Source organism: Martinezella sp. CNPSo 3890 (assembly GCF_057784455.1).
In genome coordinates, this window is sequence record NZ_JBXSOR010000002.1 from 755,208 (window position 1) to 770,811 (window position 15,604).

Consider the following 15,604-nt stretch of genomic DNA (forward strand, 5'->3'; position numbering starts at 1 on the left):
AAAAGCAGCCCGTTCTGCTTGCGGGGGCGATGCGGCGCCCCCTTCCTTTATGTCGGATTACGAGGCGGCAAGGGCGAGCGGCGTCAGTTTGGCGAGAATACGATCGGCCAGCGCAATCGCCTGCGCTCGTTGCTCCGAGATCGAGCTAGACTCCCAGGCAACGCCGCGCAGCGGATGGCCGATGGCGCTGATGTTGCGGTGAACACGCCCCTCTTCCGAAATGACATCCCCTTGTTCCGTGGCATCGATGCCGAAACCGGTGCTGTGCGGGCGAACCTCTCCGCTTTCGATGAGGCTCCTGACGAAGGGATCGGAAATGCGTCGCCAGTCGTGCAACTGATGGCCACGGCAATCGATGACGCCGCCGAAAGAATGGAACTCGGTACCCGAACGCGTCTTCAACGTCGCCGTGATCAAGCGGCCAGCGGGCTTCATGGAAAGCAATCGCGCGGTCCCGTGCCGGAGCCTGCCATCGGCAATCGCCTTGGAGACGGCGCGATAGCTGTCAGGCGCGGCGCGATGCGCCGTAACATCCCAGAATGCCCGCAGATGACGTGCGAACCGCGCTCTCTCGACATCGTCAGCCTTTTGCCACAAAGGCAAAATGTAGGGCCGGATGGCGAGCGGCAGCGCCTGCCAATCCTTGGCCTCGGCCGCCAGTGCGCGACGTTCGGCCTTGACGATCGAGAGCAAGGACCGCGCTGTGGTCGGTAGAGGTCTCTCTGCGAGGAAATCACGCTCCAGCGCGACATTGCGCCGATCCTCTATGAATTGACCACGCCTGGATATGACCTGATAGCGGCCCTGGAAGCCTCGCGCTTCCATGCTTGCGACCGCATCGACCATCGACAGGCTCGAGCCGATGAGCAGTATTTCGTCTGCTTCCACCAAGCGATCGAGAGCTGCGGCATCCCACGGAGATGCCGCAAAACCTGGATGACGGGCGACGGCGGCTTCCTGTCGCGCAAGATCGGGCTGGAAGACGCCGAGGGCCAGAATCACCTCGTCCGCTTCGATAGTCTCGCCTTCACTTGTCGTGATCTCCACCCTGTGTGGAGCGGAAACGAGACGGCTCGCGATGGCCCTGACATGCCGGAATGTCGATCCGGAGCGTGCTGTCGATATCGCCCGGCGCAGCTCATCGCGGACATAGGTTCCATAAAGGTGGCGCGGCGGAAAACTGCCTGCGATATCGGCGGGCGGTGTCCAGCCGTAACGTAACGCGTTCTCCGCCAGCCAATGAGTGAGATGGTCGGGCTCTTCCGGATGAAGGGAAAAGGTACCAGCGGGGCCATTGACGAGATGCACGGCCTCGGTCGTGCTATAGGCGACCCCACGCCCAAGCTCCTCGCGGGGCTCCAATATCGTGATCGAAAGCGGTACCTCCGTCTTGTCGAGCAGCTTTATCGCGGTCAGCGCACCGGCAAAGCCGCCACCGATAATGACGACGGATTGGTGGGAATGCGGGTCGATGTACATGGCTCAGAAGACCTTGCCTTCTTCCAGATGGGTCGTGGTGCCGTTGATGTAGTAATCGCCAACCACCCGCGCCTTGTGCAGCAAAGGGTTATGGTTCAGCACCGTGCGAATATTGCGCCAATGGCGATCGAGATTGAAATGGCGCGACGTCGCCGACCCGCCGCCGAGCTCGAAGACGTTGGTCGCGGCGGTAAGCGCGAGCTGCGATGCAACGATCTGGGTGCGCGCCGTCGTCAGCGCGCTTTCGACCAAAGCCGTCTCCAAGATCCGCGGATCATCCCCTGCGAAGGTCGCGGCCGTCCGATCGAGCGCGCGAGCGCTCTCGCGGATCAGCGTATCGACGGCAAAGGAGTTTGCTGCGATCTCGCCTAATATCTTCTGGACGAAAGGATCGGCATTGGCCGTCTCGGCGGCGCTGTGGGCTGCCGAACGCGCCTGCCTGCGCACGTAATCCGTGCCTTCTGTCAGCGCGCCGCGGACCGCGCCCGCCATCGAGGCGGCAAGATGCAGCTGACGTAGCGTCGAGGTGTGCCTGCCGACCAGCGTGCTCAGCCCGCGCCTCGAAATCTCGTGCGGCAGCACTTCCACGTCATCGAGCAGGACGCCACCGCTTGCCGTCAGACGCTGACCCATGCCGTCCCAATCGTCGAGGATGCTGATCCCCTTACGGTCGATGGGTAAAAGCACGCTGACGAGCTGGTCGTCATCATCCTTGGCGCTGAAGGAGGCGAAATCGGCGAATGCCGTGCCGGTCGCATACCATTTGCGCCCGTTGAGCCTGTAGCTCTCGCCGGATTTCGTCAGCCGCGTTGTGACATCACCAGGACGCTTCGTCCCCTGCTCCGTATGTGCGCCGCCGAAGAGCTTACCGCTAAGGACGCGGGCAAGCTGCGTGCGATCGACCGAACTGTGCGGATTGAGCAGCAGCGCTTCCGTGAAGTTGAAATGGCTGCGGAGCGCGTGGGCAACATTGGAATCGGCCGCGGCGAGCGTCATCACCATCTCGATATAATCGAGCACCGATCCGCCCGGCCCGCCAAGCGCCGTCGGTATACGCAACGCGCCAAGGCCGGCCTCCTTGAACAGCTTGAAAGCCTCATGGGGCAGCTCGCGTTCGAGGTCTCGACGCGCAGCGCCTTTTGCGATCTCCGCGGCAAGATCGGGTATTCTTGCAAGCAACGTCGTGCGATTGGTCTCAACGGGTACGGAGGGAGCGGCTGATGAAACTGTCATGGGCATGAAGAGGCTCTTTGCGCCGGAAGGGAACGGCCCCGCTCAAGCGGGGCTCTAGGCTTGGCAATCAGGCGACGGCGCGAGCAAGCGGCACGACGTTTTCATTGTCGCGGGCGGCGCTGACGGGAACGCGACCCTCGACCGGGTGGCTCGGATCGTTGAACCCCGGGGTCGATGGATGGCCCGTCGTGACCAGACGGTCGACCAGAGCTTCGTCCTCGGCGGTCAGCTTGACGTCGAGAGCACGGATGTAGCTATCCCAATGCTCTTGCGTGCGTGGACCGGTGATCGCCGAGGTGATCAACTTGTTGTTCAGTACCCAGGCGATCGCGAATTCAGTCGGCGTGACCTTCTTGGCGGCGGCGTGAGCGGCGATTTCCTTGGCAATGGCGATCGATTCCGGACGCCATTCGGTCTCAAGAATGCGCTTGTCGCCGCGGCCGGCGCGGGTATCAGCAGCGGGCTCCTTGCCCGGCTCATACTTGCCCGTCAGCACGCCACGCGCCAGCGGCGAGTAGGAAACGACGCCTAGACCGTAATGATAGGCAGCCGGCAGCTGCTCGGCTTCGGCGGTGCGGTTGACGATGTTGTAGAGCGGCTGGCTTGCAACGGGGCGATCGATGCCGAGCTGATCGGCGAGATGCGAGATCTCGGCGATGCGCCAGCCGCGGAAATTCGAGACGCCGAAGTAGCGCAGCTTGCCCGCGCGGATGAGATCGGCGATCGCGCGCACCGGCTCCTCCAACGGCGCGTCGAAGACAGCGCGATGGAAATAAAGGATGTCGATATAGTCGGTGTTGAGACGGCGCAGCGAATTTTCGACCGTCTCGATTACCCATTTGCGCGAATGACCGCCGAGATTGGGGCCCTTCTTGTGCGAGTTGACGAACTTCGTCGCAAGCACCCAATGATCGCGATTTGCCTTGATGCCGCGGCCGACGACCTCTTCCGACTTGCCATCATGGTAGACATCGGCGGTGTCGATGAAATTGATGCCCTGGTCACGGGCCTTGTCGATAATGCGGAAGGCGACGTCGTCAGGCGTCGGCCCTCCGAACATCATCGTCCCAAGGGTGAGAGGCGATACCTTCAGGGCGCTACGCCCGAGATAGCGATAGTCGACCATGTCATTTCTCCATTTCATTGTGCGTGATGGCAGGCGACCATGTGGCCACTGCCGATTTGCCGATAGACCGGATCGTCGCTCCGGCAGATGTCTGTTGCGAGCGGGCAGCGCGTATGAAAGCGACAGCCGGATGGCGGGTTGTGCGGGCTCGGCAGATCGCCTGTGATCGGGGCGGCCTGCTTGCGCCGCGACGGATCAGGCACGGCGGTAAGCAGCGCGCGCGTGTAGGGATGCTTGGCATCGCTCCAGAGCCTTGCCGTCGGTGCGCTTTCGACGATGCGGCCGAGATACATGACCAGCACGCGATCGGCGAAATAGCGCACGACCGACAGGTCATGGGAGATGAAGAGATAGGAGAGCGAGAGCTCCGTCTTCATCTCGACGAGAAGATTGAGGATCTGCGCCTGGATCGACAGATCGAGCGCGGAAACGGGCTCGTCGCAGATGACGAGCTCCGGCTGCAGGATCAGCGCGCGGGCAATACCGATGCGCTGGCGTTGGCCGCCGGAAAACTCATGCGGATAGCGGTCGAGCGAATCCGCCGGCAGGCCGACATGGGCGACCATCGCGGCGGCGATGGCGTCCCGGCCCCTGCGATCACCGATGCCATGGACGGCGAGCGGCGCCGTCAGGATCGAGCGGATCGTCTGGCGCGGATTAAGCGAGGCGAACGGGTCCTGAAAGATCATCTGGATATGCCGGCGGATCGACCGCAACTCCTTGCCCGACATCGCGGCGACATCGCGCCCCTTGAAGGCGACACGCCCGGATGTTGGATCGACGAGGCGCATCAGGGATTTGCCGAGCGTCGACTTGCCGCAGCCGGATTCGCCGACCAGCGCCACGGTCTCGCCCGCAAGGATCTCGAGCGATACGTCATCCACGGCCCGCACCGTTCCGGCCCCGGCAGGATAATGCGTGGAAAGCCTATCGACCGACAGAAGCGACATGGGCTTTCTCCGTAAGGCCTGGAACATGGGGGCAGGCCACCTCGCGGCTGGCCGACACCTCGACGAGCGCCGGCACGGACTGCCCGCAGGCCGCTCGCGCCACCGGACAGCGCGGTCGGAAGGAACAGCCCTGTTCGCCGGTCGCCGAAACGATCGAGCCGCGAATTTCCGTCAATGGCCCATCGCGATAATGATAGTCGGCCTTCAATCGCGGCGAGGCCGCGAGCAGCCCCTGCGTATAGGGATGATACGGCGTCTCGAACAAGGCACCGGGCAGGCCCTGCTCGATCTTTCGCCCCGCATACATCACGACGACGCGGTCGGCCCATTGCGCGACGATGCCGAGGTCGTGCGTGATGAGGATGACCGCCATGTTGAGCTGACCGCGCAGGCGATCGAGCAGTTGCAGCACCTGTGCCTGGATCGTGACGTCGAGTGCCGTGGTCGCCTCGTCGGCGATCAGGAGCCGGGGACTGCAGGCGACCGCGATGGCGATCATGACGCGTTGACGCATGCCGCCCGAAAGCTGGTGCGGATAGTCGTCGATACGTTTTGCCGCCTCTGGAATGCTCACGAGATCCAGCAGGTCGATCGCGCGCTGGCGCGCCTGCCTGCCACTCAGTTTTTCATGGATGCGCAGGACTTCGACGATTTGGGCGCCGATCGTCAGCACGGGATTGAGCGACGTCATCGGCTCCTGGAAGATCATGGCGATGTCGTGCCCGCGAATGCTCCGCATCTCCCGTTCGCGCAATTTCAGGAGGTCGCGGCCGTTGAACAGGATTTCGCCCGCCGTCTTGGCGTGCCGGGGCAGGAGCCCCATGAGGCCGAGCGCGGTCAGCGACTTGCCCGAGCCCGACTCGCCGACAACAGCCAGCATTTCGCCGGCCGCCACGGTGAAACTGACGCCCTTGACGGGCTGAGCGCTACCGAAACCCACCGAGAAATCGCGAACGTCGAGAAGTCCCGTCATCGACGCTCCTCCGAAAAACGCGGATTAAGGGCATCGTTCAGGCCATCGCCAATGAGATTGAGCGATAGAACCGTGAAGACAATGGCAAGGCCCGGCAAGGCGGTGAGATACCAGGCCGTGCGGATGACATCGCGCCCCGCGCCGATCATCGAGCCCCAGGAGACACGATTGGGATCGCCAAGCCCCATGAAGGAAAGCGCCGATTCCATCAGGATCGCGCTCGCCACCATCACGGATGATGTGACGATCAGCGGCGGCAAGGCATTCGGAAGGATTTCTCGAAAAATGATGCGGGCATGACCGAAGCCGAGGCTGCGGGCGGCGAGAACATAGTCTTTCTCCTTTATGCCGCGAAACTCGGCGCGCGTCAGGCGCGCGACCGTCGGCCAGCTGACGAGCGCGATCGCGATCGTCACCGTCGTCGTGGTCGGCTGTGCGATAGCAACCAGCACGACAAGCAGGACGAAACTCGGCATGGTCTGGAAAATCTCGATGAGCTTGACGAGGAGGTCATCGACGACGCCACCGAAGTAGCCGGCAAGCGCGCCGATCGTCACGCCGGCGCCCAGGCCGAGCAGGGTCGCGGCGATGCCCACGGTCAGCGAAATCTGGGCACCATGAAGAATGCCCGCCAGCACGTCACGCCCCATGGAATCCGTTCCCAACGGATAGACCGGATTTTGGCCCGGCCAAAGGAAGGGTCGCGCCACCATCTCCAGGGGATCACCAGGATAGAGGATCGGCGCAAGCAGGGCCGCAAACACGATTGCCGCCAGGACAGCGATGCCGAAGAGCGCGTTGGGGTTGGAAAGAAAGATCCTGAGCTCACGCCGACGCCCTTGCCAGCGCGGGGCCGAAACAGCCGTCGTGCGGGCATCGGGCGCATGGATGTGGGTCCAACGGCGTTCGGGAACGGGCGCGGCCTTTGCCGCTGTTTCGGGCTCCTCGGCGCTGAAATCACGCGCCGTGTCCGCATAGATCTTGAGTTCCTGCGCTTTCATCGGCTTGCTCCGATCCGCGGGTCGAGCCAGGCTTGTAGAAGATCCACGGCAGCGTTGGCGATGATGACGAGAAGTGACGAGAGCAAAAGGATGCCAAGCAGAACGCTGAAGTCGCGAGCCATGACGGCCTCGAAAGCCAACCGTCCAAGGCCGGGCCAGCTGTAGACCGTCTCGACGACGACGGCGCCGCCGAGCATGCCGCCGAAATGCATCCCGGCCATGGTCGTGATCGGGATCAGCGCGTTGCGCAGCACGTGTCGGGTTGTCAACATGAAGGGCGAGACGCCCTTCGCCCGCGCGGTGCGAACGAAATCCTGTGACTTGACCTCCAGCATGGCGGCGCGTGTCAACCGTGCATAGATCGCCAGGTAGAAGAGGGCGAGCGATATGGCCGGCAGCACCATGTAGCGCGCCCGGTCAAGCAGCGCCGGCAGGCCGGTGAGCCGTGAACCGATGGTGCTGTCGCCGCCGCTCGGCAGCCATCCGAGCTTGACGGAAAACAGCAGGATCAACATCAGCCCGATCCAGAAACCCGGAATCGAATAGAAGAGGAGGGAGATGATCGAGATCAACCGATCCGGCAGCCGCCCGGCAAATGTTGCCATCAGCGATCCGAGGATCAGACCGATCGCGATCGCGGCGGCGAGCGCGGCCACCATCAGCGTCAGGGTACCAGGCAATCGCTGGCCGATCAGATCGGCGACAGGCATGCCGTAGCGCGGCGAAAAGCCGAGGCTGAAATGCGCGAGATTGTTCAAATAGTTCGCGAGCTGCACGAGGATCGGATTGTCCAGGCCGAAGCGCTCGCGCAGCGCCGCCATCGTCTCGACCGTTGCCGATCCGGCTTCGGCCGCCATGACATCGGCCGCATCGCCGGGCGCCAGCTTAAGCAGGAAGAAATTCAGGATGACGATGCCAAGTATCGTCGGCACCGCCTGCGTGGCCGTCCGACGTAGCGTTCTTCCTATCCGCATGTAAGCCGACATCGAAACTCCTCGGCAGCGCCACCGAAATTCCGAGCGCTGCATCGCAATAGTAGTTGACTAAATCTGTAGGTTTTGTCAAATCGTTATTGGTAGATATTTCCGAAATTTGTCAGATCAATGAGGTAAATTAGAAAATGTTTGCAGAAAGATAAAATTTACGCATCAATTTTCCCAAGAAGTGAGCACGAGGCAATAAAGCAACCTACGAGAACGGCTCCCTTCGAGAACATAAAACCAACGGCAGTTCAGACACGGCAACACGAGTTTAGACGGGTGAGGCAACTTCAGATGACCAGACTTTCCACGATTACACGCCGGAGTTTCCTGCTCTCGTCGGCAGCGCTCGGTGCGATCGCCGTAACAGGAACAGCCGCCCATGCGGCTCCATCACGTGGCGGCACCGCGACGCTTCTGCTTTCGGCCGAGCCGCCGGTCCTGACGACGATCGCCCATACGGCCTTCAACTCGGTTTATGTCTCCCCGAAGGTAACAGAGGGGCTGCTGACCTATGATTTCGATCTTAACCCACAGCCGCTGCTGGCCAAGCAATGGTCCATCAGCGATGATGGGCTACGCTACACCTTCAAGCTGCGCGATGGAGTCAAATGGCACGACGGCAAGCCTTTTACCGCCGATGACGTCGTCTTCTCGATCAGGACGCTCAAGGATGTCCACCCGCGCGGACGCAATACCTTTCTGAACCTCGTCGAGATCGAAACACCCGATCCCTTGACCGCGATCCTGGTCCTGTCCAAACCGGCTCCCTATCTGATTACCGCGCTCGCCGCGTCGGAATCGCCAATCGTTCCGCGCCATCTCTATGAAGGCACGAAGGCCGCCGAGAATCCTGTCAATCTGGCGCCAGTCGGCACTGGCCCCTTCAAGTTCAAGGAGTGGGTGCGCGGCAGCCATATCGTCTACGAGCGCAATCCCGACTACTGGGATCAGCCGCGTCCCTATCTCGACCAGCTGATTGTCCGCTTCATTCCCGACGCCGCCGCGCGCTCGATCGCGATTGAGACCGGCGAGATCGATCTGGCGCCATCGACGCCCGTCCCCTTGAGCGATCTCGACCGCCTCAAGGGCGTGGCGAGCCTCGCCTTCGAAACAAGGGGTTATCAATATTCGAATGGCGTCAGTCGTATCGAATTCAACCAGGAAAGGCCGGTTTTCAAGGATGTCCGCGTCCGGCGGGCCTTCGCGCATGTCATCGACCGAAAGGTGATCCGCGACACCATCAACTACGGCTATGGCGAACCGATCCCCGGCCCGATCAATCCCAATCTGGCGAAATGGTTTGTCGCCGATCTCAAGACCTATCCGATCGACCTTGCCGCGGCGGAGAAGCTGCTCGACGAGGCCGGCCATCCGCGCGGTTCGGACGGTGTGCGCCTGCGCCTCAATCTTGACTATGTGCCGAGCGGCGAACCCTACAGCCGTGGCTCGGAATATATCCGCCAGGCACTCGCGAAGGTCGGCGTCGAGGTGACGGTGCGCAGCCAGGATTTCGCGACCTACACCAAGCGCATCTACACCGATCGCGATTTCGATTTCGCCTATGAGGGAATGAGCAATCTCTTCGACCCTACGGTCGGCGTGCAGCGGCTTTACTGGAGCAAGAACTTCAAGCCGGGCGTGCCCTTCTCCAATGGCTCGGCTTACAGCAACCCCAAGGTCGACGCCCTTCTCGAGGCCGCCGCCATCGAGGTCGATCCCCAGAAGCGGGTCGAGCAATGGCGCGAGATCCAGAAGATCCTCGTCGAGGATCTGCCGGCCCTCGACATCGTCAGCCAGCCGGAACTGACCATCTACAACAAGCGTATCGCCGACCACACGCTCGGCGGCGAAGGCATCGCCGGCAGCCTTGCCCATGCCTACATCGCAACCGCCTGAAGCATCGAAAGCAAGGAAACGCCATGTCCATCCAGCACCGTCCTGGTTCCATCGTGGGCCTGCCGAAATTCGCGGCACCTACCGATTTTCCAGATAGCCCGCTGTCACAGGCACTGAAACAACCCATTTTGCTCGGCCTCTTCCTGCCGATCCAGGCCGGCGGCTGGACGCAGTCGACCCTGGAACGCTCGACTGACTGGCGCTTCGACTACAACAAGGCGCTGACGCTGCGCGCGGAGGAACTGGGTTTCGATCTGGTGTTCGCCCTGTCGCAATGGCTTCCCAAGGGTGGCTATGGCGGCGTCTTCGACGGTCACGCACTCGACAGCTTCGTTTCGACCGCAGCGCTCGCAGGCCTCACCAAGAAGATCATGCTCATCTCGACAATGCATGTTCTCTATGGTCCATGGCATCCGCTGCACCTTGCCAAGTTCGGCGCCACGCTCGACCACATCACCGGCGGCCGCTGGGGCATCAACGTCGTCACCGGGCACAGGGCCGTCGAGCACGAAATGTTCGGCTGGCAGCGTATCGAGCATGACAGGCGCTATGAGCTCGCGGCGGAATTTCTCGAGGTCGTGCAGCGGCTGTGGAGCGACGACGAGAACTACTCCTTCGAAGGTGAAAGCAGCTGGAAGCTCGGTGGCGGCTACGTGACACCAAAACCGAATTTCGGTCGGCCGATCCTCGTCAACGCCACCGGCTCGGATGCCGGTATCGCCTTTGCGGGCCGCTACTCGGATATCGTCTTCATCACCAGCCCGACCGGTGCTGACATCGACAGCGCCCTCGCCTCCCTTCCGGCTCATAGCAAGAAGGTGAAGGATGCCGCCGCCGATGTCGGACGCAGCGTGCGCACCCTGCTCAATCCGATGGTCATTTGCCGTCCGACCGAGAAGGAGGCATGGGAACTCGCCGACCGGATCGTCGCCCATGCCGACCAGCGTTCCCGTAAGGGCTTCCAGTCGCTGGATTCCGACGCCCATGCCTGGAAGGGCCGCGACGCACAGGATCCCTATCGCTTCATCGGCGGCAATATCCGTGTCATCGGCTCGCCGGAGCAGGTGGTCGACCAGTTCATCAAGCTGAGGGCGGCCGGTATCGACGGCCTGCAGCTCAGCTTTTTCGATTTCCGCGACGATCTCGAATTCTTCGGCAGCGATGTCCTGCCGCTGATGAAACAAGCCGGCCTGCGCCACTGAAAGGAACGATCATGACCAGCAATGCCATTTCCGAAATCTGGTACACGCGCTGCCCCGTTCCGACCCCTGTGGGCCTTGCAGCGCAGCTCGGCTATCTCGAAGACGGTTTTCGCGGCGAAGGCGTCACGCTGAAATCCATTATCGACTCTCCGGATCGCAACATCCGGCAGAGCCATTTCAACCATACGCTCGATTGGTCCTTCCGCCATGGCGGCAACGTGCCGCCCATTCGTGCGCGCTCCGAAGGCCGGCGCACGCGCCTTGTCGGCATTACCTGGACGGATGAGTTTCAGGCGATCATCACGCTGCCGGGAACCGGCATCAAGACGACCAGGGATCTCAAGGGCCGACGCTTCGGCATCGCCCGCCGCCCCGAAGGGATCGTCGATTTCATGCGTGCCACGGCGCTCAAGGGATTGATCTCGGCCCTGTCGCTCGAAGGCTTATCCATCAACGATGTTGAGATCGTCGAGATCGCGCTAACCGATTCCGTGCTCGCCAGCCAGGAAGGCCCCTCCCTCTTCGGTCTTAAGCGCCGACAGGCCTATGGCGAGGAGATTGCCGCTCTCCTGCGCGGCGAGGTGGACGCGATCTACGTCAAGGGAACCGCCGGGATCAACGTCGCCAATCTCATCGGCGCGGTGCAGGTTGCCGAGTTCGGTTTTCATCCCGATCCGAAAATCCGCATCAATTCCGGCTCGCCGCGCGTGCTGACCGTCGATGATCGATTGGCCGACGAGCGTCCCGATCTCGTGCGCAAATTGATCGAGGCGATTTTCAAGGCAGGCGCCTGGGCGGAAGCCCATCCGGAAGAAACCCGCCGCTTCGTGGCGCGTGAGTCCGGAGCGACGGAGGAGCAGGTTCTTGCCGCCAATGGGCCGCAAATCCATCACCATCTCGGCCTGGGATTGGAACCGGAACTCGTCGGCGCAGTCGAACACTACAAGAATTTCCTGCGCGACTTCGGCTTCCTGGCCGGCGATTTCGATATTGGCGAATGGGTGGACCGCCGCCATCTCGACGGCTTTACCGCACGCGCCGTCGCCTGAACCACGTTGTAACGAAATGACAGAGACCACTGATGATCTGATCGGCAAGGCGAAAAACCTTGCCGAGGACTTTTCCAGGAGGGCCGCGCATCACGATGCAACGGGCGCCTTCCCTTTCGAGAATTTCGACCGGCTTTTCGATGCCGGCCTACTCGGCCTCGTCAGCGACCGGGATCATGGCGGCCACGGCGAGGGCCTGACATCGGCGCAGGCCATCATCAGCGAGATCGCCCGTGGTGAACCCTCGACCGCGCTGGTGCTCGCCATGCACTACACCTCGCATTTTACTATCCGCCGCCTTGGCAAATGGCCCCGCCATCTCGCGGAGCGCGTCCTGTCGGCAAACAGGCAGGGCGTGGCGCTGATCAACAATGCGCAAGCCGAGCCGCGCATCGGTTCGCCCGCCCATGGTGCCCTGCCCGAGACGATCGCGCGCCGTGATGGCGATCGATGGCGCATTTCCGGCCATAAGAGCTATGTGACCGGCATCCCCGTGCTGAAATGGGTGTCGCTTCTGGCCGTTACCGACGAGGAGGAACCGCGCCTTGCTTCGTTTCTGGTGCCGACCGATGCCGCCGGCTTTCGGATCGAGAAGAGCTGGAATGCGGCCGGCATGCACGCGACGGCGAGCGATGACATCATTCTCGAAGACGTATCGGTACCGCTCGATGATCTCATCGAGGCGCAACCGGCCAGCGAACTGATCCGCCGCGACGAGCATGCCGCCGCCTTCTTCTTCGGCTTGCTTGGTGCGGTTTATCATGGCGTTGCCAGAGCCGCGCGGGACCGCGTTCTTGGCTTTGCTAGCACGCATAGCCCTGCCAGCCTTGGCGCACCAATCGCGACGGTGCCGCGCGTCCTGGACGGCCTCGGTGAAATCGAGGTGCGGCTTGCGACGAACGCCCGGCTGCTGCGCTCGCTTGGGGAAGATGTCGATGCCGGCCGGCCGGTGGGAATGGACGGCATGCATGTTCGCCATGTCGTCGTCGACAACGCCGTCGCGGTCACCAGTCTTGCGCTGGAGCTCGCCGGCAATCCCGGCCTCAATCGCGACTTCCAGCTTGAACGCCATCATCGCGATGCGATCACCGCCCGGGCGCACGCGCCGCAAAGCCATATGATCCGCGCGATCGCGGCCAGGAACGCATTGAACCGGCTTGGATAAGCCGGCTCCCGTTCACAATCGGCCCTGCCTACCCTGTTCAGGCATTCGGGCTCAGCCATATCTGGCCGAAACTGTTGTTGATGCCCTGTGCCCCGGGCGCGAAATTCTTCACCCGCTTGTTGGCAACGATCTGCGCGCCTGCCGCCACCAGATCGACGGAAACCACGTCGTCGTGGATGATATGCTGGAACTTGTACCAGAGCTGCCGGCGCTTGGTCTCGTCCGGCTCGATGGCGGCCGCTTCAAGAACCGCGTCGACCTCCGGGTTTGAATAGTGGCTGGCATTGGAGAAGACCAGGCCGATCTTGAAATTCTTCGACCAATAGGCGCGCTGTACGCCAAGGGTCGGATCGAAGGTGTTGGACAAGGATTCGATCACCAGATCCCATGCACGATCCGTATAGACCGTCTTCAGGAAGGTGGCGAGATCGAGCTTGAGTATCTCGGCATCAATGCCGACCGCGGCAAGCGACTGCTTGATGAAGTCGGCATAGGAGGGCTGCAGGAATGAATTATAGGCGAGCCGCAGCTTGAAGCGCGTGCCATTGGGACCGCGCGGATAGCCGGCATCGTCGAGCAGCCTGTTGGCGAGCTTAGGATCGGGCACGCGGGCCTTGATGCTGGGATCATACCATTTCGGCAAGGCTGTGCTGATCGGGCTCGGTGAGACCTGCGCATAACCGAAGAGGGCGATGTCCACGAGCTTCTGCAGATCGATGGCATGCGCGATCGCCAATCGCACATCCTTCTTCTTGAGAATCTCGTTCTCATAATTGAAGAACAGCTGCTGCTGTGGTCCGGAATAGGCGTAGGTCGTGGTGTCGACAACGAGGTTGGTATTGGCCTTCAGCCGCTCGATGTCGGATAACGGCACGGGATTCGCGCCAATATCGATCTCTCCCGTCTCCAAAGCCGCGGCCCTTGCCGCTGGATCGAGGATGACGCGCAGGACGACGCGGTCGAGATAGGGTTTCGGCGCGTCCCAATAATTCGGGTTACGGTCGAAGATCAGATGGCTGCCAGGCACCCATTCCTTCAGGATGAAGGGACCTGTGCCGATCGTCTGCGCGAGGGTCGGCTGCTCGCTCGGCTTGAAGGTCTCGTAGACATGCTTCGGCACGATCGGTGATTCCGAACTGCCGAGCGCGGAGATCAGATAGGGAGCCGGTTTGGACAGAACGATGACGGCTGTGAGCGGATCGGGCGTTTCGACGGATGTCACGTTCTGGAACGTAATGCGCCCGCGTGGATGCGCCTCCTTGAGGCGAAGGATGGTGAACTTTACATCCTCGGAGGTGAAGTCCTTGCCATCGTGCCATTTGACGCCCTTGCGAAGCGCGAAGGTGTAGCGCAGACCATCGTCGCTTGCCGACCATGACGTCGCCAGAAGCGGCTTCGGGTTGAGATCGTAATCGAAATCGAGCAGTCCCTCGTTGATCTTCGGTCCGATCGCCTGGCCCGTACCGGAGGACGTGTTGATCGCGATCAGCGCCGTCGGATCGGGATAGTAGGCCCAGTTCAGGGTTCCGCCGCTCACCGGCGTTTCCGCGGCGCTTGCCCATGACGGAGAGCCTCCCCAGGCAAGACCCGCGCCGCCAAGGAGCAGCAATTGGTTGAAGTGACGGCGATTGATCGACATTTGCTCGCTCCGAAAATTGGCGTTACCGGGCACCAGTCCCGTCGCGGAAATGATCGTGTCGAAACCCGAAGATCCAAAGGCAGTTTTTCTAGCGTGAGGCGAAAGCAATCCTTCCCGCCAGCATTATCTGGCGTCCGCCGCATGGAGCGGTGCAGACGTCCACTTCCCTTCCGATCACAAGAAATCATGCGGGTTGGCGGCCGCATTTCATGGCGTTCGCGCGGCCGCGTCAGGCTTCCGCTACTCAAAGGCGTGGCTTTGTGCCAGGCGGCGATCCAGTCCGCTTCGTTGCGTGGGGCAATTTGAGGAAAAGTGCCCGGATCTTATTCAAACCGCTGCCTTCTTCACATCGTCGCGAGGCCAATGTGTCAGGATGGCGCTCGCCACGAGGTGAACGAGATGATCCGCCCGTGGCGCGAATGAGGGTTGATCGACCGCCCAGCCGAGAGCCGTTATCAGGGCAAACAGGTCGTCCCCATTCATATCGGGGCGCGCCGTTCCCTCGGCCTGGGCGCGCAGCAGTAGTCGCGCGCCCGCCGCGTGCACGGCCGCGCACGAGGCATAAAGGGCGGAGTCGGGGTTCGTATGAGCGGCCGCCATCATGGCGACAACGCCCCTAGAGCTTTGGGTGAATTCCACCAATTCTCGAAACCAGGAGAGAAGTGCTTCGTCGGCCGAAGTCGTCAGTTCGAGTTCGGTTGCCCTCCGGGTCAGAGCGTCCAGACGGGTACACAGCAGCGCTTCGAACAACGCCTCCCGCGTCGGGAAATGACGGAGCAGCGTGGCCAAGCCGACGCCGGCCCGGCGGGCAATGTCACGCATCGACGCGTCCACACCATGCTCGGCGACAACGTCACGCGCGACGGTGAGAATTTGGCTGCGATTTTTTTCCGCGTCGGCTCGCATGG

At 61.9% G+C, this 15,604-nt stretch carries 13 protein-coding genes; 4 read left to right on the forward strand and 9 right to left on the reverse strand.

The genetic code is table 11. The annotated features are described in order from the left end of the window. Positions 1–57 precede the first annotated feature (57 nt). The 7 genes from AC13RC_RS09635 to AC13RC_RS09665 form a co-directional block, all read right to left on the reverse strand. A complete protein-coding gene (locus AC13RC_RS09635) occupies positions 58–1,479 on the reverse strand; it encodes an FAD/NAD(P)-binding protein (RefSeq protein ID WP_488556995.1) in 1,422 nt (473 codons plus the stop codon). A gap of 3 nt (positions 1,480–1,482) precedes the next feature. After that, the gene (locus AC13RC_RS09640; RefSeq protein ID WP_488556996.1) at positions 1,483–2,718 is read right to left on the reverse strand and encodes an acyl-CoA dehydrogenase family protein; all 1,236 of its coding nucleotides are present in this window, start codon (positions 2,716–2,718) and stop codon (positions 1,483–1,485) included. A gap of 61 nt (positions 2,719–2,779) precedes the next feature. After that, positions 2,780–3,838 (reverse strand): aldo/keto reductase, encoded by a 1,059-nt coding sequence (locus AC13RC_RS09645; RefSeq protein ID WP_113353474.1) that lies wholly within the window; start codon positions 3,836–3,838, stop codon positions 2,780–2,782. 14 nt (positions 3,839–3,852) lie between these two features. After that, positions 3,853–4,788 (reverse strand): oligopeptide/dipeptide ABC transporter ATP-binding protein, encoded by a 936-nt coding sequence (locus tag AC13RC_RS09650; protein WP_113388814.1) that lies wholly within the window; start codon positions 4,786–4,788, stop codon positions 3,853–3,855. Next, on the reverse strand, positions 4,766–5,761 hold the full coding sequence (locus AC13RC_RS09655; RefSeq protein ID WP_113388815.1) for an ABC transporter ATP-binding protein: 996 nt from the start codon (positions 5,759–5,761) through the stop codon (positions 4,766–4,768). The genes AC13RC_RS09650 and AC13RC_RS09655 overlap by 23 nt, the downstream gene beginning before the upstream one ends. Further along, complete coding sequence (locus AC13RC_RS09660) at positions 5,758–6,762, reverse strand: ABC transporter permease (RefSeq protein WP_145321177.1); 1,005 nt, start codon at positions 6,760–6,762, stop codon at positions 5,758–5,760. Before AC13RC_RS09660 ends, AC13RC_RS09655 begins: the two co-directional genes overlap by 4 nt. Beyond that, positions 6,759–7,748 carry an ABC transporter permease gene (locus tag AC13RC_RS09665; RefSeq protein WP_113388817.1) on the reverse strand — a complete coding sequence of 330 codons (990 nt, stop codon included), beginning with the start codon at positions 7,746–7,748 and terminating at the stop codon, positions 6,759–6,761. The genes AC13RC_RS09660 and AC13RC_RS09665 overlap by 4 nt, the downstream gene beginning before the upstream one ends. A gap of 288 nt (positions 7,749–8,036) precedes the next feature. Here AC13RC_RS09665 and AC13RC_RS09670 point away from each other — a divergent pair, with 288 nt between their 5' ends. Genes AC13RC_RS09670 through AC13RC_RS09685 form a run of 4 tightly spaced genes read left to right on the forward strand, consistent with a single transcriptional unit; the run spans position 8,037 to position 13,057 of the window. After that, on the forward strand, positions 8,037–9,641 hold the full coding sequence (locus AC13RC_RS09670) for an ABC transporter substrate-binding protein (RefSeq protein WP_488556997.1): 1,605 nt from the start codon (positions 8,037–8,039) through the stop codon (positions 9,639–9,641). A gap of 23 nt (positions 9,642–9,664) precedes the next feature. After that, a complete protein-coding gene (locus AC13RC_RS09675; RefSeq protein WP_488556998.1) occupies positions 9,665–10,843 on the forward strand; it encodes an LLM class flavin-dependent oxidoreductase in 1,179 nt (392 codons plus the stop codon). A gap of 11 nt (positions 10,844–10,854) precedes the next feature. Beyond that, a complete protein-coding gene (locus tag AC13RC_RS09680; protein WP_488556999.1) occupies positions 10,855–11,892 on the forward strand; it encodes an ABC transporter substrate-binding protein in 1,038 nt (345 codons plus the stop codon). A gap of 16 nt (positions 11,893–11,908) precedes the next feature. Then, complete coding sequence (locus tag AC13RC_RS09685) at positions 11,909–13,057, forward strand: acyl-CoA dehydrogenase family protein (protein WP_488557000.1); 1,149 nt, start codon at positions 11,909–11,911, stop codon at positions 13,055–13,057. A gap of 37 nt (positions 13,058–13,094) precedes the next feature. Here the strand turns inward: AC13RC_RS09685 and AC13RC_RS09690 are convergent, their stop codons facing one another. Both AC13RC_RS09690 and AC13RC_RS09695 read right to left on the reverse strand, forming a co-directional pair. Next, complete coding sequence (locus AC13RC_RS09690) at positions 13,095–14,696, reverse strand: ABC transporter substrate-binding protein (RefSeq protein ID WP_488557001.1); 1,602 nt, start codon at positions 14,694–14,696, stop codon at positions 13,095–13,097. A 327-nt stretch (positions 14,697–15,023) separates the two neighbouring features. Further along, positions 15,024–15,602 (reverse strand): TetR/AcrR family transcriptional regulator, encoded by a 579-nt coding sequence (locus AC13RC_RS09695; protein WP_488557002.1) that lies wholly within the window; start codon positions 15,600–15,602, stop codon positions 15,024–15,026. Positions 15,603–15,604: the final 2 nt, after the last annotated feature.